This is a genomic window from Pseudoxanthomonas sp. USHLN014 (genome assembly GCF_037153335.1).
In the GTDB taxonomy this organism is placed as follows: Bacteria; Pseudomonadota; Gammaproteobacteria; order Xanthomonadales; family Xanthomonadaceae; genus Pseudoxanthomonas_A; species Pseudoxanthomonas_A winnipegensis.
Map to the genome: position 1 here is coordinate 119,618 of NZ_JBBCKO010000006.1, position 19,475 is coordinate 139,092.

Below are 19,475 nucleotides of genomic sequence, written 5' to 3' on the forward strand. Positions count from 1 at the left end.
TCCTACCCGAGGACATCACAATGGAAGACTACAGCTACCTGGGCAGCGGCAAACTGCTGGTGCGCGAGTTTGGCTCGGCCGCCCCCTTCGTCGAGGTGGGTAACTGCAGCGCGGTCACCCTGACCCCGCAGACCAACTCGATTGTGCTGGCCGACAGCACCCAGCCCGGCGGCGGCACCCGCAACCAGGTCGATCGCGTGACCGGCTGGCAGCTGGCCTATACCTTCACCGATCTCTCGCCCGACAACCTGGCGCGCGCCACGCGCGGCACCGCCTCGGCCATCACCGCCGGCACCGTGACCGATGAGACCGCGGTGGCGTATCTGGGCGGCAGCACGCCGTTGCTCAATCCCGCGGCCACCATCACCACGGTCAAGGGCGCCAGCGGCAGCACCACCTACACGGCCGGCACCGACTACGAGCTGCGCGACGGCATGCTCTACACCCCGAGCACCAGCAGCATCCCGGCACCGGTGGCCGGTGCGGCCAACGTCAAGGTGACCTACACCAACGTGGCGGGCCAGCGCGTGGAGGCGCAGACGACCTCGCAGAAGAACTACGAGTTCCTCTTCGCCGGCCTCAACGAGGCCCGCAGTGGCAAGCCGGTCCGCCTCAACGCCTACAAGGTCAGCGGCGGCGTGCTGCAGGAAATGGCGCTGATCGGCGACCAGTTCGGCAGCTTCCAGGTGACCGGCGGCCTGCTGGCCGACACCAGCAAGCCGGCTGGCAAGTCCCAGTACTTCAACGCGGTCATCATCGCGTGAGCGGGCCCGACGATGCCGATGTGCTGACCGTGCCGACGCGCACGGTCAGCTTCCGGGGCAAGGCGCTGGTGCTGGAGCCGCTGAAGCTGCGGCAGATCGGGCCGTTCATCACCGCCGCGCGCACGATCATCGCGCGTGTCTCGGTGGCCGCCGGCCTGCTGGGCGAGGCGCAGCCGCTCCAGGTGGGGGCGGTGATCCTGGATCTGCTCGAGCAGGACGCAGGATCCCTGGCCGAGGCACTGGCCATCGCCTCCGGCGAGGACTCGACGTTCATCGCCGATGGCAGCCTGGACGAGGTCACCGCGCTGGTGGAGGCGGTCGTGGCGGTGAACAAGGATTTTTTCAGCCAGCGCCTGCCCGCGCTGCTGGCCAAGGCGGCGGTGCCCAAGGCCAGCGCGCCGGCGCAGGCGAGCCCCTCGGTTGGGCCGACCACATCCACTACCTCGTCAGCCGCGGATACCGCCTCCCCGACGTCCTCGGCATGACGCTCGCGCAGCTGCGGGCCTTTACCGCCGCTGCCGCGCGTGACGATCGCCACCGAGAAGCCCGCAGCGCCATCGCCGCCCGCGTGGCGATGGGGGCCGACAAGAACGACTGGACCAACTACCTGCGGACCCTGGATTGATGGGCGACCAAACGACCACCTTGCGCGTCCGTATCGGCGGCGACATCCGCGACATCCAGCTGTCTTTGGGGCAACTGTCGCGCGACGTCGCCTCCGTGAAGAAGCAAGCAGCGTCGCCGCTGCCTGCCAACAACGCCATCGACGCGCTGGGTAAATCCGGCGTCAGTACCTCCCGGGTGCTCGCGGTGCTGCAGCCGCAGATCACCGACATCGTCACGAGCCTACAGGGCGGCATACCGTTCACCACCGTGCTCCTGCAACAGGGTGGCCAGATCCGCGACGTTGCGGCGCAGATGGGCTTCGGGCTCAAGGAGATTGGCGTCGCGCTGCTGGGTCTGGTTAATCCGGCGACCGTCACCGCAGCCGCGGTAGGCGTATTGGCGTACGCCTGGTACCAGGCTGATCACGATCAGCAGGCCTTTCAGGCGGCGCTGATCAAGACCGGCGGCTATGCCGGCGACCTGTCCGGAAAGGTCAGCGAGCTGGCCGACCGCCTCGATGAGCTCGAAGGTGTGACCCATGGCGGCGCGGTAGAGGCGCTGACCGCCGTTGCGGGCAGCGGGCAGATCGCCGCCGATCAGCTCGAGCGCGTGGCGGGTGTGACCGCGGCTTGGGCGGCTGCCTCGGGAGAGAGCGTCGACAGTGTGGTCGCCAAGTACGCACTGATCGCCAAGGATCCCGTCGAGGGCCTGCTGAAGCTCAATGAGACCGAGCACTTCCTCACGGAAGCCCAGCTCGCGCGCGTTCGCGCCCTGGTCGACGAGGGCAACCAGCAGGCTGCGGTGACCGAGGGAATCAATTTCTACTCGGACACGCTCGCTGATCGCACCAAGGACATCCTCTCGAACCTGTCCAACATCACCGGTGCGCTCAACGGGTTCAAAGATGCCTTCTCTGGCGCCATGGCACGGCTGGGTGGCTTCGCGGACTACCTGCTTGGCGTGTCGAATCGCGCACAGGCTGCAATGCTGGTCCTCGGGAAGCAGGCACTGACCGTCGACCCCAAGTATGGCGGTCTTCTGAACACCCCGTGGTCTGCGACGCTGGACTACATCAAGTATGGGGACGGGAAGGCCCCATCCAGCAAGAGCGGCTCGCCTACCACGACCGTGGACTCAGAAGACGAGCGCAAGCGCCAGAAGTTCGTTGAGGGCACCAATCAGCTGCTCGGAAAGACCCTGGACCTGGAAGGTCGCATCAAGCAGATGCGAGCCGACGCGGTCAAGGAAGGGATCACGGACGAGAAGCTGCTCAAACAGCGCGAGGATGCGCTTCGCGCGATCGATGCCAAGGCAAAGGCGAAGGGCGCTCGCGGCGAGGCCTCGGCGACACGTAGCGCAGCCCTGCAGGGGTACAAGGACAGCCTGGCGCAGGAACAAGCCCAGCTCAAGGCCGACACGGACGCCCTGAAGGCGCAGTACGACGCCCGCGAGATCACCGTGGAGGAGTACTACGCCAAGCTCCGCACGCTGACCCAGCAGGGCGTGGATGCCCAGACTGGCGCGCTCGACAAGCAGATCGCCTATCTCAAGCGGCAAGCCGTCAGCGGAAAGGACGCGATTGCCGTCAACGAGCAGATAGCACAGCTTGAGTCGCAGCTCGCCGTTGCGCGCACGAACGGCGCCGCGGCGCAGGCCAATCTGGCCGCGGAAGAAGCCAAGGCGCTCAAGGCGCGCCAGGTCGCCATCGACAGTTACACCGCCGCGCTGCAGGCCAGCAATGTTGCGCTGGGGCGTCAGTTGCAGACGATGGTCGATAAGGTGGGCATGGGCGACCGCGAGTACGAGATCCAGCAGCGGATCAATGACGCCTACGCCGACGAGGCGGACAAGCTGCTGGACCTGCAGGCCCAACTCAACGCCAACCAGATCGACCAGGTGCGTTTCGACGCAGAGCGTGCCGCGCTGCATGAAAAGACCGTAGAGCGCATCGATCTCATCAAGGCGAAGTATGGCGAGCTCGCTGACGCTGAAGCGGACTGGACGAACGGCGCCCGCGCCGCTTGGGCTAACTATGCCCAAGGCGCTTCCGATCTTGCCTCGCAGGTCGCCAGCGCTACGGGTGATGTGCTGACTTCGCTCGAAGATGTGGTGGTCTCCGCGGCGTCCCGGTCGAAGGCCTCGTCCAAGGACATGGCCGATTCCATCATCAAGGACCTCGAGCGGATCGCGGCGAAACAGCTGATCCTAGGCCTTGGCAACCTGGTGGCCGGTTGGTTCGGCAACGCGGCTACGCGCCAGGCCCAGGCGACCGGCAACTACGGCGCCTTCAATCCCAACTCGCTCGACTGGACGCGCACCCAGCTGGCCGAAGGCGGCATGCCGCCCGAGCCGATCAGCTGGTACACGGGGCCTGGCACGAAGTGGCAGCCTGCCGGGATTGTCCACGCCGGTGAGGGTGTGCTCAGTCAGCAAGATATGTCCAGCATCGGCGGGCGAGCAGGGTTCTTCGCGCTGCTGGCCCGCATTCGAGGTGGCCGCGGCTACGCCGAGGGGGGGTATGTCGGACCAGCATCCATCGCGTCGCCGCGGTCGGGGGCGCCTGACGTCAAGGTCACGATCATCAAGGGTGCGTCTGAGGATCGCGTGGAATCCAGCTCAAGCGGCGCTGGCGGCGTGGACGTCAGGGCCTTTGTAAAGACGCAGGTCAACGATGTGATCGCGTCTGGGGGCGCGGACCGCTCAATGAAGGCGCGTTTCGGCATCGGTCCAAAGGGGGTGCGCGGTGGCTGATCTTCCCATCTTCCCCGCCAGCATCGGCGAGCCGGAAATGTCGTCGATGAGTTGGGCGCCGCTGTTCGACAACATCGTGCGCAGCCAGATGGATGGCGCGGTCAGGTTCCGTCGCCGTTTCACGTTGACGCCGCAGGTCTTCAGCTGTTCCTTGTACGTGTCCCCTGCCCAACTCGAGACACTGGAGGACTTCCATCGTCTCACCGTTGGCGAAGTGGGGCGCTTCAGTTGGTTCGACTACCGGCGCCCGAGCAACGTGCGTGACCTGGCGGTTTACAGCTTCAATGCGGCGCCGGTCCCGCAGAACTGGGAGGATATCTTCAAGGTGCAGCTTTCGCTGGTGATGTGGTCAGGCGTGTTTGGCCGCAATCCGCTGTCGGATGAGTCGGGGCGCGTCCTCACCACACAAGACGTGAGGCTGACCACCTGATGCGCCAGCTGTCCCCCGCCGCCGCTCGCGCCGTGCTGTCCGCCGAGACGGAGGAAGTGTTTCTGGCGTGCCTGTCGATCACCCACCCGGCGATCGACACGATCCGCATCGTCAACAACACCGAGACGGTGATGCGTCTGGCGGGCGAGTTCACGCCTTACCCGTTCCAGTCCACGCTGCCAACCGACAACGAGGACGCCCCGGGCACGGTCACCATCACGATCGACAACGTCGACCGCGAGGTGGCCCGCCTGATCCGCAACCTGGAGGGCATCCCGGCGGCGGTGCTCGAGGTCGTGCTGGCGTCCTCTCCCGACGTGGTCGAGGTCGGACCGTTCGACTTCGACATCGTCGGAGCGGACATCGACGTGATGACGGTGCAACTGACCGCCGGCTACGTCGAGGACTTCGTGAACCAAGGCGTGCCGGCGCAGACCTACACGCCCAGCAACAGCAAAGGGCTCTGGCCATGAACCTGGGGAACTACACGGGCCGCCCGTACACCGGGGAGCGGTATTGCCGCGTGCTGGTGGCGGTCGTTCTGGCCGACTTCGGCATCGCCTTCCCGGCGACCGACGACCCGGCCGAGGCGGCAGGCTGGGAGCGCGTGGAGCGTCCGGGCGAGGGCGATGTGGTGGTGTTCAACATCGCCGGCCGGCCTGGCCATGTCGGCGTGTGCGACGGGCGCGGCGGCTTCCTGCACTGCGAGGAAGGTCGGTCCTCGGTGATCGAGCGCCTCTCATCGCCCCTGTGGGGCTCACGGATCGAAGGGTACTACCGGTGCATGCGCTGACGGCTCCCACCGCAGACCTGGTGCTTCGCGCTCACCCGCTGGCCGCGCCAGGAGTCGTGCGGGTGCGTGGTGGTCAGACGCTGGCTGCAATGCTGGCCGAGGCCAGCGGCGGTGCTGGTCTGTCCGCCGACCTGGAGGTGCGCGTGGGCGGCTACGTCGTGCCTGCGGACTGGTGGGGAAAGCTGCGGCCCAAGCCTGGCAGCTGTATCACCGTGACCCGCAGCGCGCTGGCGGGCGGAGGTGACGGCTGGAAGCAAGTCTTGGGCGCCGTGGTGCTGATCGTGGTCTCCTACTTCGCCCCGTACCTCGGCGGCGCGGCCGCCAGCGCAACGGGCGTTGGCACCGCAGCCACGTGGGGCGCAGCGATCACCCTGGCGGCCTCGCTGGCCGTCAGTGCGCTGATCGCCCCTCCCACGCCTTCTGGCGGGACGAACGCTACGGAGGGCCAGTGGAACCAGCTCACCGGCTCCGCGAACAGCTTCAACCCTTGGGGCGTGATCCCGTTCGTGATTGGCGACTGCCGCTTCTTCCCCCCGATCGCGGCCATCCAGTACAACGAGGTGGTGGGCGAGAGCGCCTATTTCCACTGCCTGTTCGACCTTGGCTACGGCGATATCGAGGTCTCCGACATCAAGATCGGTGACACCTCGATCAGCCTGTACGACGAGGTGCAGTACGAGGTCACCAAGACCCCGACCCTGTACACGAACGACGTGTTCGAGGCTTCTGTCGGCGCCTCGCTGGCCAATGGCGACGTCGTGGAGCGGACTACCGCCCCAGGCACGCAGTCCATCAGCATCGACATCGTGCACCCGCAAGGGCTGTTCGGAGTGGGCACCAGCAACAAGACCTTCGGGCTGTCGAACGCCTTCAAGGTGCTCTACCGGCCCACCGGCACCACGACCTGGTTGCAGCCGCAGAACGTGCGCTGGGGCGGACTGGGCCCGCTGTACCCGACCGAGAACATCCCAGGCTGCAATGCCTTCGTGAGCAAGGAGACCAAGAAGCCGTTCTCGGCCGGCATGGCGTGGGACGTGCCGGCCGGCCAGTACGACGTGCAGGTCACGCGCCTGGCCGCGCGCCGCGGCAGCAGCGACAACACCTATATCGACGCCTGCACCTGGGCGCTGCTGCGCTCGGTCAAGTACACCAACCCGTCCACCACGGGGACGTGGAAGCTGGCCATGCGCATCAAGGCCACCGACCAGCTCACCGGCACGCTGCAGACCGTCAGCTGCCGCGTGCGCCAGAAGATCGGGGTCTATGACCGCGCCACCGACACCTGGTCGAGGCAGTTCAGCACCACGGCGGCTTGGTGCGCCTACTGGCTGATGACCGAGTGCGAGGCGCTATCGCGCCATGTCGCGGCGGCCCAGATCGATCTGGACTCCTTCGCCGACTTCGCCGAATGGACGGACGCGATGGGCTTTGCGGCGCGCAAGGTCTGCGACAGCGCCACGACCGCGTGGGAGCTGATCAATGGCCTGCTGGCCGGCTCGCTGGGCAGCCTGGGGCGCCGCAACGGCAAGTACTGCGTGGTGTTCGATAGCGGCGACCAGCAGCGGACGATGAGCTTCTCGCCCTTGGACACCAAGAACCTACGCGTGAGCCGCAAGTTCATCGACCTACCACAGGCGCTGCGGGTGCAGTTCAAGAACCCGGACGCGGATTGGCAGGACGACGAGATCATCGTGCTGGACGACGGCTACAGCTACCGCGGCGTCGACGCGCGCGGACTGCCGTCCACCGCGCCGGAGCCTGAGCGCTTCGAGACCTTGAAGATCGAACAGGCGATGGGCGCTTTCCAGGCCTGGCAGGTCGGCCGCTACCACCTCGCGCAGGGTAAGTTCCGGCCGAACGTCATCAGCTGGGATTCCGATATCGCGGGGCTGGGCACGACACGAGGCGACCTGGTGGACGTGGCCCACGACGTGACGGAGTGGGGCGTCGGCTGGGGCCGCGTCCTGAGCCTGAGCGCAGTGACAGACATTGCTGGCGCGGCCGCGTGGCTGGTGCTGGACGAAGCCATCGTGACCGAAGCGGGTAAGTCGTACAGCGTGCAACTGCGCAAGGCGACTGGGCACGTGGAGGTCGTGCGCGTTGTCGGCGCCGGCGGCGAGTCCAACGGCTTCGCGCTGCAGGACATGCCGAGCGGCGTGACGATCGGCGATGCGGTGATCCTCGGCCTGACCGGCCAGGAGACCAAGCAGCTGCTGGTGACCGGCGTCACCTACGGCCAGGACCTGGGCACCAGCTTCGCCGCCGTGGAGGCCGATCCGCGCGTCCATCCGTTCTTCCTGGAGCCGCCAGACGAGATCGTCAGCGAGATTTCGGGGGCCATCTACGACGGGCCGGCCGAGCCGCAGGTGATCAGCGTGGTATCTGGCCTCTACAACGACGCCACCGACGACGCCGGCATCCGCAGCAACCGGGTGCTGATCGGCGTGCGCAAGCCCTCCGGGCACGAAACCGAGGGTCTGCTCGCATGACCGCACCGACTGTCTCCTATGAGGTGCGGCACCGCATTATCGGCACCGACCCAACGGATTGGGTGCTGCTGCCGATGTTCCCGGCCGGCCAGGACATCGCGATCGACGGGATGACGCGCGGGCTGCAGTACCAGATCCAGATCCGCGCGGTGGCCCGCAACGGCAAGAAGTCGGCCTGGGTAGACCTCAGCAAGACGGTCGCGGCGACGGCGCGCGAGGGCGCCGCGGCCCTGCCGACCAACGCGGTGGCCAATCAGGCGAGCATGTGGAGCCTGGCCACGACGGTCACCTACAACGCCGCCAGCCCGACCACGGGCGCCAGCAGCGCGACGATCAGCGTGTCGGCCGGCACGCTGGTGATCGGCAGCAAGACGATCAGCTACGCGGCGAGCAGCGCCACCGTCACCGGCACGGCCGGACAGTCGGTCACCTACTACCTGTACTACGACGACCCGCAGCTGGTCGGCGGAAGCCGCGTGCTCGGCCTGGCGTCGAACATCGTGGATTCGGCCAACGTCGACGGCCGCATCGCGCTGGCGCCGATCACGGTCAAGTTCCCGGCCGCGGGCAGTTCCGGGAGCGGTGGTGGCAGCATCGGCGGCGCCGGTGGATCTGGCGGCGCCGGCAATCCCTGCCCATGGATATATGCCTGGGTCATCGAGCGCACGCGCGGCGCGATCCGTGCCGGTGAGGTGCGAGTCGGGGACTGGCTGCTGGCGCCGCACGGCTGGGTCGAGGTCACATACAGCCAGCGCAAGCGCGCCAGGGGCGTGCGCCTCAGCAACACCAGCGGACACCAGTTCAGCTGCTCCGCGCAAGCACCCATCCTCACCGTCAGCAATGGCTTCGTGTCGGCCTGCGACCTGGACCCGGCGGACGTGCCGACGATCGAGGTCGATGTCACGGGCGATGGGCCGGAAGCGATCTGCAAGGTTGAGCCGCTTGGCGAGATCGATATCCAGCACATCGCCTGCGCCGGCGCCTGGCCAGACCGCGTGTTCTACGCGGGCGACGACGCCTGCTATCTCTACCCCCACCACAACGCAAAACAGGCACCAGGAACCGCCCCATGAGCTACATCAAACGCGAGGATGTCCCTGTGCAGCCCGGCGAGACCGCGATCCAACTAGACGACGGCAGCCTCGTCGCCGTGGCCTGCACGCGTTCGTCCTCCGGAAACGCCGTGGTGTTCACCGCCACCGCGCGGGCGATCGACGGCCATGGCGCCGCGCTGCTCACGGCCGCCGGCGAGCCCATCGCCACCGTGCTGACCCACCAGGACCGCGATCCCGCCGCAGCTGACCTCATCGCCCGCGACTGCCTGCTGGCGGTGCTGGGCGTGCCGGTGGAGCGGGTGCCGTGGGGAGAGGATTACCTGCGCGACGTGAGCATCCGCAATGCCATTTCAATCAACGCCGTGCCTGCCACGGTCAACGTAGCCGAGGTGCTCTGATGGACATCAACGACACGATCCCCGAGCGCGACCTTCCGGTCGTGTCGCCGGGCCCCAACGACTACCTGCGCGGCACGCGCCGCTCTGATGGCAAGTCGGCGCTGTTCTTCCTGCCCGAAATCTCGGCGGCGGCCGCCGCCATCGGTGGGGCGCTCGATGCCGTCGTGGCCGATGCCGCCGAGGAGGCCAGCTCGGTCCTGCAGGGTCTGGGCTACCTGGTGCCGGTGCCCTATGCCGCGGGCATCACGGTCAACAACAGCCGGCTGACCGTCAGCTACGGCAGTAACGTCTACGCGCCGGTGCCCTCGGCGATGCCGTTCACCACCGGGGCTAGCTTCGATGCGTCGAAGTGGCGGCTGGTGCAGGGCGTCAGCGGGCCGGACCTGAGCGCGCCGACCGGTGCAGCGATGGTCGGCTTTCGGCAGACCTCGGCTGCGCAGGCGCGCCCCCTGGACGGGAAGGTGAGGGAACTGGGCATCGGCGTGGGCGATTTCACCGCGCTGCAGGACGCCATCAACGCCGCGCCGCTCGGCGGCGAGGTGCTGATCCCCGCGGGGACCACGGTCGCGGTGACCTCCCTGCCCGACAACAAGAGCGGCGTGCGGATGCGAGGGCAGGGCAAGGTCATGAAGACCGACGCCTACAGCGGCCAGGAGCAGATCAACAGCTACCGGGACACGCGGCCGGTGGCCACGGGCAAGGAATACCTGTGGGCGGTCTACAACGTGATGCAGGCGACGAACCGCGCGATCCGGTGCTACACCTACGGCGACAGCACTGTCGAGGGCGGGCTGAACTTCATCGACTGGAACTTCTTCCTCCAGGAACTGCTGCCCGATCTGGTGGCCTCGCGCGGCGTGCGCAACTTTTTCAGCGTCACAAATCGCGGCGTCGGCGGCTCGAATCTGAGCACTTGGAATCCTGGGCCCGACATTGGCGCGAACAGCTCGACGCCGGCGGACCTGGTTATCCTGAAGTGCGGCATCAACGACGGCTCATTCCCGATCGGCACGCGCTTGGACACGTTCCGTACGAACCTGCGCGCCGGCCTGGCCACGATTCGTGGCATCAGCGGAGGCGACGTGGGTGGCACTGCGATCCTGATCGTTGGCCCCAACGCCACCATCGATAAGCAGAACCACACGCGCACCGCCGAGTGGTACGAACAGCTGCGCGGCATCTTCGATTCGGCGTGCGCGGACTACCGCTGTGCATACTTCGATGCCTACCAGTACCTCAATGACACGGGAGCCCGCGACGATTCGATGTGGGCGCGCCAGCGCTGGCTGGATGCCGCTGAGTCTTCCGGCCAGAAGCCTGTCTCTCTGCACCCGCGCAACGTGGCACAGGCTTGGCTGTGGGGCGCGATCGTGGACTGGATGTTCGGCGAGTCGGAGATCATGCGCTGGTCGAGCAACGGCTACGTGGTCCGCAGCGCCTACTATGGGCACCCCTACGCCAAGCAGCCGCCGGACTTCTATCCGGTCAACTACGACTCGGGCGTGACCATCGAGGTGGCGCGGACGCAGGAAGGGTTCCCGATTACCGGCATCTTGACGACGACCAATGTCGACGGGCTGCTCGTCCAGTCGCTGACCCAGAGTGCGACCGGTGGCCTAACCATCACCCGAAGCGCAACCATCTCCGACAACTACTGGAGCGCCTGGACGGGGATCGCCGTGGCCATTGGCAGCAATGGCAGCTCGTTCGCCAACAACTGGGCGAACTTCGGCTCAATCTACGGTGGTGTGCGTGCTGCGCTTTCGCCAGGCGGCGTAGTAACGTTTGATGGCAGGATGAAACCAGGCACGACCGCGGCCGGCACCACGAGCCTCACGCTGCCCACCGGCATGTGGCCGGGTAATCAGCGCACCATCGCCGCGCCGTCGGATGTCGGCATGGTGGTCTTCGACATCACCAGCGGGGGGCAGCTGAACATCATGAGCGGCTCCCCCGCCAGCTGGGTCAGCCTCACCGGCATCAGCTTCCGCCGCTAGCTTACTGCTCAGAAGAAACAGGGCGACGGGTCGATGCCGGCAAGCATCACCCCGCCGCCGCCACACACGCGATCAGCCGCGTGGCATTGGCCGAAGACCCTGTGCTCTCGCGAGAGCAGGACAAGTCTGCAGGCCGCCAATCCCACAAGCTGAGACCATGCTCAAACCGATCATCCCCTGGCCAGGCGGCAAGCGCCGGCTGATTCGCCACCTCTATCCTCACTTCCCTGCCCACGAGTGCTACGTCGAGGCATTCGCCGGCGGCGCCGCGGCCCTCTTGATGCGACCGGTGCCGGCACCGGTCGAAGTACTGAACGACATCAACGGCGACCTGGTGCGCCTGTATCGCTGTGTACAGCACCACCTCGACGAGTTCGTGCGCCAGTTCCGCTGGGCACTGGTAAGCCGCAAGATGTTTGAGTGGGCGCAACTGCAGCACCCAGAGACCCTTACGGATATCCAGCGTGCGGCCCGCTTCTACTACCTGCAAAAGCTCGCCTTCGGCGGCAAGGTGGCTGGCCAGAGCTTCGGCTATGTCGCCTCAGGCAGCGGCCCGCGGCTCAATCTGCTGCGTATCGAAGAGGAGTTGAGCGCGGCCCACATTCGCCTGGCCAACGTCATCGTCGAGCATCTGCCCTGGCACGACTGCCTCAAGCGCTACGACCGCCCCGGCACGCTGTTCTACTTGGATCCGCCCTACTGGCAAACCGAAGGCTACGGTGTCGAATTCCCCTGGTCCGAGTACGAGCAGCTGGCTTCGATGATGCGCAACCTGCAGGGTCGTGCGGTCCTCTCGATCAACGACCATCCGCAGATCCGCGAACTCTTCGAGGGTATGACGATCATTCCCCTCCAGATTCGCTACACCATAGGCCGCGAGCGGGACGCCGCTGCAGGTGAGCTCATCATCAAGAGCTGGGATGACAGCCAGGCCACACTGCTGTAGCTGTCAGAACGCTGTCCAGCGGTCGCCGCAGCGCTTGCTGTGCGCGGCCACCAGAGCGTCACTGTGGCCACCACAACCACACCGGATCAGCCATGAGTCACCCCAGCCAGAGCATCACCCGCGACCTAGCCGAGCAGTTCGAAGCCTTGGATACCCGCTTCCTTCTGGCCCTCCACCACGGTGATGCGGACGCGGTCGTAATCGCCCGCCGCGTCTTGGCGGAGCGAGGGATCGACGGCAGCGGGCGCTGGGTTGGCTTTGCTGAAGCTGCAGATCGACTCGGGGTATGATCCCCGAGCCGCCTTAAGCAAGACCCCCGGCCCAGGCAAGAGGGTGCTACTCGATCGGGTTGACACCGTGCTCGATCGCCGCGCATGCCAGTTCGAGGGTGCGATCGCTTTCCTGCGCGTGACGCCACCCGCCTGATTCGTCACAGGGGCTGAGACTTTGCCGGCGTAGGGTCCGCGCATGGACAAGACGCCACGAAATCCTTACGTCGACCTGCCGCTTCGGGAATTGGCCGAGCTCATGCGGGCGCGCAGTGGCCAGCTGATGAAAGGTGAGGCGGTAGGCCGCCGAGACATCGCCTACCTGCTCGGCGTCGCCAGCGACAGGATTGACCCAAAGCCGTGGGACATGGCCGGTCCCGTGCATGCCACCCGGGACCGCCGGTCCTCGCTTGAGGACGCGTTCATCGAGTACTACGAGGGTGAGGCCCGCACGTTGCGCTACGCGGTCATGAGGCGGGCGCTGGATCTGCTTCCCGAGGTCGCTCCCGGAAAGCCAGGCTACGACGCGATCTTGCTCAAGGGATACACGACGGAAGTGGGCCTACGGGAGGTCCTGGAGCGGCTGGGGCGAGACCGCGAAGTGGCGCTGGCGCATGACGAGGTCTTGCCTGGGAAGAGGACTCCCGGGCCTGTGCCGGACTGAGGCCTTGGGGCAGCTGATTTTACGTCCAATTTTACGCCCGGCAGCAAAAAGGGCCGCTTGCGCGGCCCTAAGTGCTTGAATCTTTTGGCGCCCGAAGTTGGACTCGAACCAACGACCCCCTGATTAACAGTCAAGTGCTCTAACCGGCTGAGCTATTCGGGCGGGGGCGCAAATTCTAGGGGAAGCTGCTGCAGTAACGCAAGCCTGCCGTTTTCATTGCCAGCACTGCGCGTAAGTTGCCGCACCTGACTCTGTCTTCACGTTGGCCTGATTGATGGTCAGCGTGCCGCAACGATCCTTGTTCTGGCCGCCTGTGGTGTTCGGCGCCGCAGTGATTGTGAACGTAGTAGCCGAGCCAACCGCCGTAGTCAAGGTGTAATAAGCCGTACCCGTCCGCGGACTCTGAGTGAAGGATGGCGTCATGCTCCCAGGCGAGAAGCCAGTGTAGGCGCCATGCACCGTCCGGTAACGCTCGGCAAGCTGCACCAGTTCGACAAGGTCCGCCTTGGCCTGGGCGCGGCGCGATTTCCGCACCTGCTCTTGGTAGCTCGGATAGGCAATCGCCGCAAGGATGGCAACGATCGCGACCACGATCATCAATTCGGCCAAGGTGAATCCAGCGCAATCCCGCTTAATCATCGCAACTGCCTCCAGGACTGCCGCCCGCACGTGCGTTGTATTGAGAGTGACTGTGATGGATTTATGGGATCTTGAACCACTTCACTGCAGGCATTGGCAGGCGCAACAGGATTACAGGTACTGTCAGCAGGATCACAGTAAGTCGGAAGTCCCGGGGTAGGCTGTGTGATCCCGACGCCCTGACTGGGCGCCCCACTACCAGAAGAGACTCCACCTGTATTACCGTCGCCAACCGCAGTCGTGCTTGGCGGCACAACGATCTGCCCGAGGGATGCCGCTCCAGACAACGGATTGAGGCCATAGAGCCAATTGACGCCACCTGGCACGCAATCAGCTCCCACACCCGGAATATAGGTAGGGAAATAGATCCTGCCGCTTTGGATCCTGGGATTACCGATCATGCGCTCCCCTGCTTTGATATAGTTCCCGCCATTGTCCTTAAGCGCAAGATCCATATACCACCCGCGCTGGTTTAGATAGTTGACACCATTTGTGGAAACTGATCTGGTAGGCGGCGTCGTAGCATCGTCTGACAGAATCGTCTGCTGAGCCAGACTATTGCGGCCTGTTACTGTGGTGCCGTCAAGCTTATCCCAGATGCCGTAGACCGTTTGGAGGTCCTTGGTACTGCTATCGCCATTGGCGAAGTAACGCCCCGTTCCGAAGTACACCATGTAACCGCCGTTGGGACCCACCGACAGCTCAAGTCCACCCGTGATGGGCTGCCGATTGCCATCGGGATCCTTAGCAGTAAAAAGAGGCGTGGCTCCGACACTCCAAGAACCCTGGGTCGCGCCGCTAAGATCGAACTTCCATACGTTGCCCTGGAGATCACCACCGTACGCCATGTCGACCAAGCCATCGCCATTGCTGTCGGCAACCACGATATTCCCCAAGCCGTTCATCGGACTCGCAACGTTGCCGCTGAACTGTGCCAGCCAGTCGGTCAGCAGGTTTTTCCAGCCAGTTGGCTTGATCCGATTGAGCACTTCGCCTGTGGCCATGTCCACAACATAAAGCACCGGATCGCCATTGATGCTGTTGTATCCGTTGCCAAACAATGCGACCCACTGTTTGTTCTGCAACGGCACTATGACAGGTTGGCCGAGCACGTTGCCGATGTCGCGGTCACCGCCGTCGGTAAGATCGTTCACTTCCCATAACACATCGCTGGGGCCAAGTGGCGTAGGAGTTGCGGCGGTGAGTCGGGTCACATTGAGACCAAACGCGCCCTTTTGCCCTGCACCGATACCCGCCGCCAATACGGTCTGCCACGTGTTGCTGATGGGCATGTCCGCCAAGGTCAGCTTCCCATCCATGTAGTAGCGGTGCGTGTAATCGGGCCGTGCCAGATAGCCCAGACCTGTGGCACGATCGCGCCCAAGTAAGGCGTTCGGTATGTAAGCCGAAATTTCCGCGCCGTTGTCACCAAACGCGTGCAGCATCCCGTCGTTTGCGCCGACGAAAGTAATCTCTCTTCTGGACGATTTGCTATTGACGTAGGCGGTGTACGACGTCGCCAGCGTGCCGAGGCCGCTGGACGCAGACCACCCATAGTTGGCGAGTTTTGTCGCGATCACCGGATTGGAATTAATGACGTCGCCCATCACACTGCTGCGCGCGCGATATGGCGTTGAGTTCTTGATCCCACCTTGCAGGGTCCGGTCGCCTCGGAGAAACGACACCAGCGAATCGGCAGACATGTTTGCACCGAAGTCGTTATTGAAGTCGCTTTCATTGGGGTATCCCAGCCGGGCAAGCACCTGCGCCCGGCTGGAACCAAGGTTAGCCGCCGTGAAATCTCTAACCGTAGTGGCACGGACGGTTGCAGGTCCGACCGGCCCAGTCGATGTGAGGATCTTGCGAGCGGCGGCGCCAGCGGTTGTAGTCGGCAGCTGCGCCGCCGCACTCCAGAGCAGAGTACCTCGCAAACCATTCGACTCTATTCGGTAAGCCGCCACATCGCCCGTCCAGTCGGTGCCGTTGTTCGCACTACTGTAGCTTGGGAATACCGCAAACGACCCCGCCGTTACCTGCGCTCCTGCCACCGCGACTGAACCGCTGCTACCAGAGGAGCTCTCGATCTTGTCGAAGGCATTGCCTAGCTGCTTACGCAGGTTAAGTGGATTGGTTACAAGGAAGTAATTATCTGGCACGCCGTCGCCGTTTGCGTCCCACTCCGAAGTCTGAGGCACGCCATCGTTATTGGAGTCATCGAAACCGCCGTACTTCGCGGCGTACCACAACGGATCCTGCAGACGGATCGCTGGCGAGGTCGTCGACGGCGTGAAGGTGCGGGTCGCACTCAAGCCAAGTCCATTGCTACAGGGGGCCGTATTGAGGGCACCAGAGGCCGCGCATCCGCCAGCATCGACACCAGTCGGCGTGTTGAGGGAGTACACCGAGTTCGCCACCGCACTATCGGCGTCACGGACCTCGAGATACACCCCATCCTTGGTTGTGCCGGATATCACGTAGCCAAGGTTTTGGTTAGCGCTGCCGGCCGCATACTCGGATGTAAGCGAGATGGTCACTGTTCCATTTGCATTTTCCGCGACTACATAGCGCACGATGGCGTCCATGTCGAAGTCGTTGCCTTGTTCAACGTCCTCGTAGCTAATACGGAAAGACGCGTAAGGACGGCCGCCGTTTGTATTCCTGTCCTCAACGCTGGTCATATTGACGAGCTGGTCGATATACAACGCCACGATAGTATTTGTTGGCTTGCGCTCGTTGCCGCCGAAGGTACCACTTACTGTCTTGCCAAACGGCAAGATGGTGATGTTACCGAACTGGAATTTTGGCAATGGCGAAGCTAGCGCGATTGAATAAGTGCTCAACTTCTGGGCGCCGGTCGCACCATTCAGATCATTAAGGTGAGCAAAGCGTGCCACACTGCCGGCATAATAGGTTCCGTTCTTGGTCGGCTCTTCTGGAGACAAGCCGCGAATATTGCCGAAGCTCGATGCGGTCTTCGGCGTGGGCGCACCATCGGTTGTGCCATTGACGTCACCGATGAATACGCTTCGAGGACCACCGTACTCCTGACTCCAGATTCTGTCGCCTTCTACACTAGCCGAGAACTGAGCAACGCCGGAAGGCGTGGTTCCGGTGCTGGTCAGCGCTCCGGAAAAAGCACTGCCTGGCAAGTCACCGTCGTAGCTGGGATTGATATCGCTAATGATGGTCTGGAACGGCTTGGCGCAGAACGGGAAGCCATTCGCGCCGTACGGATCGCGCCAGGTCTCGGTAGACAATCCCATAGCCCTTTCTTCGGCGGCACCGTTTGCGCTCGTATTGGCCACAAAACGCGGTGTAGGCGCCCCTGCGCCAGCGAAGTAGCGCATCGACTCGTAGAGCATTTCGGCAATCGGATTACCCCACATCCGACAATTGCCGTTACTGATCGGATTCGGCGAACCGCCGCAATTGCCGTTCCCATTTCCCCAATTGAACGAGACGTCCGAATCCGTATTGTCGGTGACGCCGCTGCCATAGGCTCCGCCGATCATGCGCAACTTGCTGATAGTACGTGCAATGCCGTCGACATTGGTCAGGAACTGGCCTGTCTGCGAGTCTATTTCGCTGGAAAAACTGGTGACGTTGCGCCTCAGAACGCCGCCTTCAATATTATTGGGCTGCGAGCCGGTGATCAGACCGAAGTACATCCGATCACCTTCGCCATAATCATGGAGGATGCCAGTGGGCTTGTAGCTGCCATTGGGGTACTGCTTGCAAGTGGTGTCGCGAAGAGCCTCGTTTGCGGGGCAGACCTGCACACGAACATGATAATCTTGACGCGTTGCGGGGTTGCGTGACGGCGTCAGGTTGTAGGTACTCAGGTTGATGCTGCCCGACCATCCAGGAGAGGTTCCGTCTGAAGGCGGCACGATTGTCCACTCGCTCCATGCCGTGCTGCTTGAGGTCCTAGAACGATAGCGCAAGATGTAGACCTCGCTTCCGGTCGCATCTTCCATTCTGAATTTGACACCGTAACTGGCCCCTCTTCTCAGTGACATAACGGAGGTGGCATATCGGCCCTGACACGCCGCATCCGTAGATCCACAGGCACCATGGCCACCGTACCACCCTGCCGAGCCGATCCTCGTATTACCACTGAAGATCTGGACGTCGACCGCGTCATCCCCGTCCACGGCGAACTGGTAATCTTCGGTGCCAGAGCCAGCAGAGGCCTGGAATGTTCCGGTCATGACCGCGAGAAAGTTGTCCTGCTGGGAGCTGTATAGATTGCAGTTGCTCGTGCAGTTGATAGTCGAGATTGAGCCACTCCCAAACTGATATGCCGCGTAGTTCGCTTCGAGCTGGTCGAAGCCGCTGGCATTAGCCGGATGGCCGGGGAAAGGATCGGCGGTGCCATTAGTGACGCAGTCCACGCGCTGATTGCTGGCGTTAAAGCACTTGTTGCCCGCCACAGGTGCCTCGATCGACAACCAGTTGAACACACGCGTCGGCGTATTCTGCAGCACACGCAGATAGGGGCCTACGTAATTGCTGTTCGCATAATCCTGCAGCGTGGTGATCGCGAACAGGTGATATCTGCCGCTGGAAGGAGCACGCAGCGGCGCGTATTTGGCGATATCGTAGCCATCGCGTGCCTGACTCTGATATTCCTTGCCCCAGCTATGTCCATCCTGTGGAAAAAACGAACCCTCCAGCACGGTCTGGTTCGGGTCATCGACACGGCGATTGCCCCCGTAAAGCACCTTGCGCAGCGCATCCAGCCGCGAGGTGGTCAGATAGTTGAGGAAATCACCGCTCCACGTGCTTCCATTGCAGGTCTTGTCAGCAGTCGCAGTTCTGGGAACAAACTTGGAGCCGTCCCAGTCGTAGCAAACGTATGAGTTGAAGTAGCCGTAGTAGTCGATCTTGTACTTGGATTCGCCTTCGTTAATTGTTCCGGCCTTAAGCACCCAACCGCGGTAACCGACATCGATGATGCCATCGCCATCCAGATCGGACGTGTCGTTGTAGGCCGAGAAGTAGATCTTGTGATCCTTGCCCATCACCAACATGTTCAGCGGGGGGATCGCGCTGCGAGTGAACAGCGGAGCTTGAGCGATCGACAAAAGCGAAGGCGCGAGCCAAGTAATGGCCGCTCGAGCCACCGCAGCGGCTACAAGCGCAAGGACAACCACGGAAAGAGCTCGCCGGATGTTCATAGTTTGTCGGCTCACGGCTTGATAAAGATGGTGTCGATGGCGGCAGCCGCAGTGGAATCGGCAGCGGATGCTTGGTCACGGCTGAAAGCCGTGGTGCGGTACATGTTGCATAACTCGCGATCCGCGCCGGCCTTCGCGCTGCATTGCGCCGTGCATATGCTGATGTTGGTAGTACGGATATCGCTACCGACAGTGCTGGCGATATTGTTGGCCCAAGCGGCCGGATCGAAGGCCGAGGCGCAGTTTTCGTAGTCGTAAGCGATGCCGCTGACGATCGCAGCCTCGCGGCCACTGATCTGAGCCTCAGCATTCTGAAAGGCCAGATTGGTGGCCATGAAGTTGCTGGTCATGCGCTCCTGCATCGTCGACACCTGCATACCAACGATCCCGAGAATGGCCAGCAGGATCAGCATGATCATCGCCACATAGAGCACCGCGCCTGACTGTCGACCAGGCGGGGAGGACGTTGCACGAGCAGGCGGACGCTTCATGAT

At 63.6% G+C, this 19,475-nt stretch carries 17 protein-coding genes and 1 tRNA gene; 14 read left to right on the forward strand and 4 right to left on the reverse strand.

Features of this window, described 5'->3' with window-relative positions; translation table 11 throughout:
- Positions 1-20: 20 nt before the first annotated feature.
- The 14 genes from WFQ05_RS12540 to WFQ05_RS12605 all read left to right on the forward strand — a co-directional run bounded on the left by WFQ05_RS12540 (position 21) and on the right by WFQ05_RS12605 (position 13,162).
- The gene (locus tag WFQ05_RS12540) at positions 21-764 is read left to right on the forward strand and encodes a hypothetical protein (protein ID WP_337054101.1); all 744 of its coding nucleotides are present in this window, start codon (positions 21-23) and stop codon (positions 762-764) included.
- Complete coding sequence (locus WFQ05_RS12545) at positions 761-1,249, forward strand: hypothetical protein (RefSeq protein ID WP_337054102.1); 489 nt, start codon at positions 761-763, stop codon at positions 1,247-1,249. Before WFQ05_RS12540 ends, WFQ05_RS12545 begins: the two co-directional genes overlap by 4 nt.
- Positions 1,246-1,389 (forward strand): hypothetical protein, encoded by a 144-nt coding sequence (locus WFQ05_RS12550; protein WP_337054103.1) that lies wholly within the window; start codon positions 1,246-1,248, stop codon positions 1,387-1,389. Before WFQ05_RS12545 ends, WFQ05_RS12550 begins: the two co-directional genes overlap by 4 nt.
- Positions 1,389-4,121 carry a phage tail length tape measure family protein gene (locus WFQ05_RS12555; RefSeq protein WP_337054104.1) on the forward strand — a complete coding sequence of 911 codons (2,733 nt, stop codon included), beginning with the start codon at positions 1,389-1,391 and terminating at the stop codon, positions 4,119-4,121. The genes WFQ05_RS12550 and WFQ05_RS12555 overlap by 1 nt, the downstream gene beginning before the upstream one ends.
- Positions 4,114-4,551 carry a hypothetical protein gene (locus tag WFQ05_RS12560; protein WP_337054105.1) on the forward strand — a complete coding sequence of 146 codons (438 nt, stop codon included), beginning with the start codon at positions 4,114-4,116 and terminating at the stop codon, positions 4,549-4,551. Before WFQ05_RS12555 ends, WFQ05_RS12560 begins: the two co-directional genes overlap by 8 nt.
- Positions 4,551-5,024, forward strand: coding sequence for a DUF1833 family protein (locus WFQ05_RS12565; RefSeq protein ID WP_337054106.1), 474 nt, complete (start codon positions 4,551-4,553; stop codon positions 5,022-5,024). The genes WFQ05_RS12560 and WFQ05_RS12565 overlap by 1 nt, the downstream gene beginning before the upstream one ends.
- Complete coding sequence (locus WFQ05_RS12570) at positions 5,021-5,344, forward strand: NlpC/P60 family protein (protein ID WP_337054107.1); 324 nt, start codon at positions 5,021-5,023, stop codon at positions 5,342-5,344. Before WFQ05_RS12565 ends, WFQ05_RS12570 begins: the two co-directional genes overlap by 4 nt.
- A 20-nt stretch (positions 5,345-5,364) precedes the next feature.
- Complete coding sequence (locus WFQ05_RS12575) at positions 5,365-7,833, forward strand: hypothetical protein (protein WP_337054108.1); 2,469 nt, start codon at positions 5,365-5,367, stop codon at positions 7,831-7,833.
- Positions 7,830-8,906 carry a hypothetical protein gene (locus WFQ05_RS12580; RefSeq protein ID WP_337054109.1) on the forward strand — a complete coding sequence of 359 codons (1,077 nt, stop codon included), beginning with the start codon at positions 7,830-7,832 and terminating at the stop codon, positions 8,904-8,906. The genes WFQ05_RS12575 and WFQ05_RS12580 overlap by 4 nt, the downstream gene beginning before the upstream one ends.
- Positions 8,903-9,286, forward strand: coding sequence for a hypothetical protein (locus WFQ05_RS12585; protein WP_337054110.1), 384 nt, complete (start codon positions 8,903-8,905; stop codon positions 9,284-9,286). Before WFQ05_RS12580 ends, WFQ05_RS12585 begins: the two co-directional genes overlap by 4 nt.
- The gene (locus WFQ05_RS12590; protein ID WP_337054111.1) at positions 9,286-11,283 is read left to right on the forward strand and encodes a GDSL-type esterase/lipase family protein; all 1,998 of its coding nucleotides are present in this window, start codon (positions 9,286-9,288) and stop codon (positions 11,281-11,283) included. Before WFQ05_RS12585 ends, WFQ05_RS12590 begins: the two co-directional genes overlap by 1 nt.
- 157 nt (positions 11,284-11,440) lie before the next feature.
- Positions 11,441-12,229: a DNA adenine methylase gene (locus tag WFQ05_RS12595; protein ID WP_337054112.1), complete on the forward strand. Its 789-nt coding sequence runs from the start codon at positions 11,441-11,443 to the stop codon at positions 12,227-12,229.
- 92 nt (positions 12,230-12,321) lie between these two features.
- Positions 12,322-12,519 carry a hypothetical protein gene (locus tag WFQ05_RS12600; protein ID WP_337054113.1) on the forward strand — a complete coding sequence of 66 codons (198 nt, stop codon included), beginning with the start codon at positions 12,322-12,324 and terminating at the stop codon, positions 12,517-12,519.
- Positions 12,520-12,697: 178 nt separating this feature from the next.
- Entirely contained in the window at positions 12,698-13,162 is a 465-nt protein-coding gene (locus WFQ05_RS12605) for a hypothetical protein (protein ID WP_337054114.1), read from the forward strand.
- An 85-nt stretch (positions 13,163-13,247) separates the two neighbouring features.
- Here WFQ05_RS12605 and WFQ05_RS12610 read toward each other — a convergent pair.
- The 4 genes from WFQ05_RS12610 to WFQ05_RS12625 form a co-directional block, all read right to left on the reverse strand.
- Positions 13,248-13,324 (reverse strand) — tRNA-Asn (locus tag WFQ05_RS12610).
- Between the two features lie 51 nt (positions 13,325-13,375).
- A complete protein-coding gene (locus WFQ05_RS12615) occupies positions 13,376-13,771 on the reverse strand; it encodes a type IV pilin protein (RefSeq protein WP_337054115.1) in 396 nt (131 codons plus the stop codon).
- A 26-nt stretch (positions 13,772-13,797) separates the two neighbouring features.
- Positions 13,798-18,996, reverse strand: a complete 5,199-nt coding sequence (locus WFQ05_RS12620) for a PilC/PilY family type IV pilus protein (RefSeq protein WP_337054116.1) — start codon at positions 18,994-18,996, stop codon at positions 13,798-13,800.
- Positions 18,993-19,472, reverse strand: a complete 480-nt coding sequence (locus WFQ05_RS12625) for a PilX N-terminal domain-containing pilus assembly protein (protein ID WP_130529076.1) — start codon at positions 19,470-19,472, stop codon at positions 18,993-18,995. The genes WFQ05_RS12620 and WFQ05_RS12625 overlap by 4 nt, the downstream gene beginning before the upstream one ends.
- Positions 19,473-19,475 lie beyond the last annotated feature (3 nt).

Bases quoted from the DNA above. Each gene is read 5' to 3' on its own strand.
- WFQ05_RS12540 (WP_337054101.1), top strand. From the start codon at position 21: ATGGAAGACTACAGCTACCTGGGCAGCGGCAAACTGCTGGTGCGCGAG.
- WFQ05_RS12550 (WP_337054103.1), top strand. From the start codon at position 1,246: ATGACGCTCGCGCAGCTGCGGGCCTTTACCGCCGCTGCCGCGCGTGAC.
- WFQ05_RS12555 (WP_337054104.1), top strand. From the start codon at position 1,389: ATGGGCGACCAAACGACCACCTTGCGCGTCCGTATCGGCGGCGACATC.
- WFQ05_RS12565 (WP_337054106.1), top strand. From the start codon at position 4,551: ATGCGCCAGCTGTCCCCCGCCGCCGCTCGCGCCGTGCTGTCCGCCGAG.
- WFQ05_RS12570 (WP_337054107.1), top strand. From the start codon at position 5,021: ATGAACCTGGGGAACTACACGGGCCGCCCGTACACCGGGGAGCGGTAT.
- WFQ05_RS12580 (WP_337054109.1), top strand. From the start codon at position 7,830: ATGACCGCACCGACTGTCTCCTATGAGGTGCGGCACCGCATTATCGGC.
- WFQ05_RS12585 (WP_337054110.1), top strand. From the start codon at position 8,903: ATGAGCTACATCAAACGCGAGGATGTCCCTGTGCAGCCCGGCGAGACC.
- WFQ05_RS12590 (WP_337054111.1), top strand. From the start codon at position 9,286: ATGGACATCAACGACACGATCCCCGAGCGCGACCTTCCGGTCGTGTCG.
- WFQ05_RS12595 (WP_337054112.1), top strand. From the start codon at position 11,441: ATGCTCAAACCGATCATCCCCTGGCCAGGCGGCAAGCGCCGGCTGATT.
- WFQ05_RS12600 (WP_337054113.1), top strand. From the start codon at position 12,322: ATGAGTCACCCCAGCCAGAGCATCACCCGCGACCTAGCCGAGCAGTTC.
- WFQ05_RS12605 (WP_337054114.1), top strand. From the start codon at position 12,698: ATGGACAAGACGCCACGAAATCCTTACGTCGACCTGCCGCTTCGGGAA.
- WFQ05_RS12625 (WP_130529076.1), bottom strand. From the start codon at position 19,472: ATGAAGCGTCCGCCTGCTCGTGCAACGTCCTCCCCGCCTGGTCGACAG.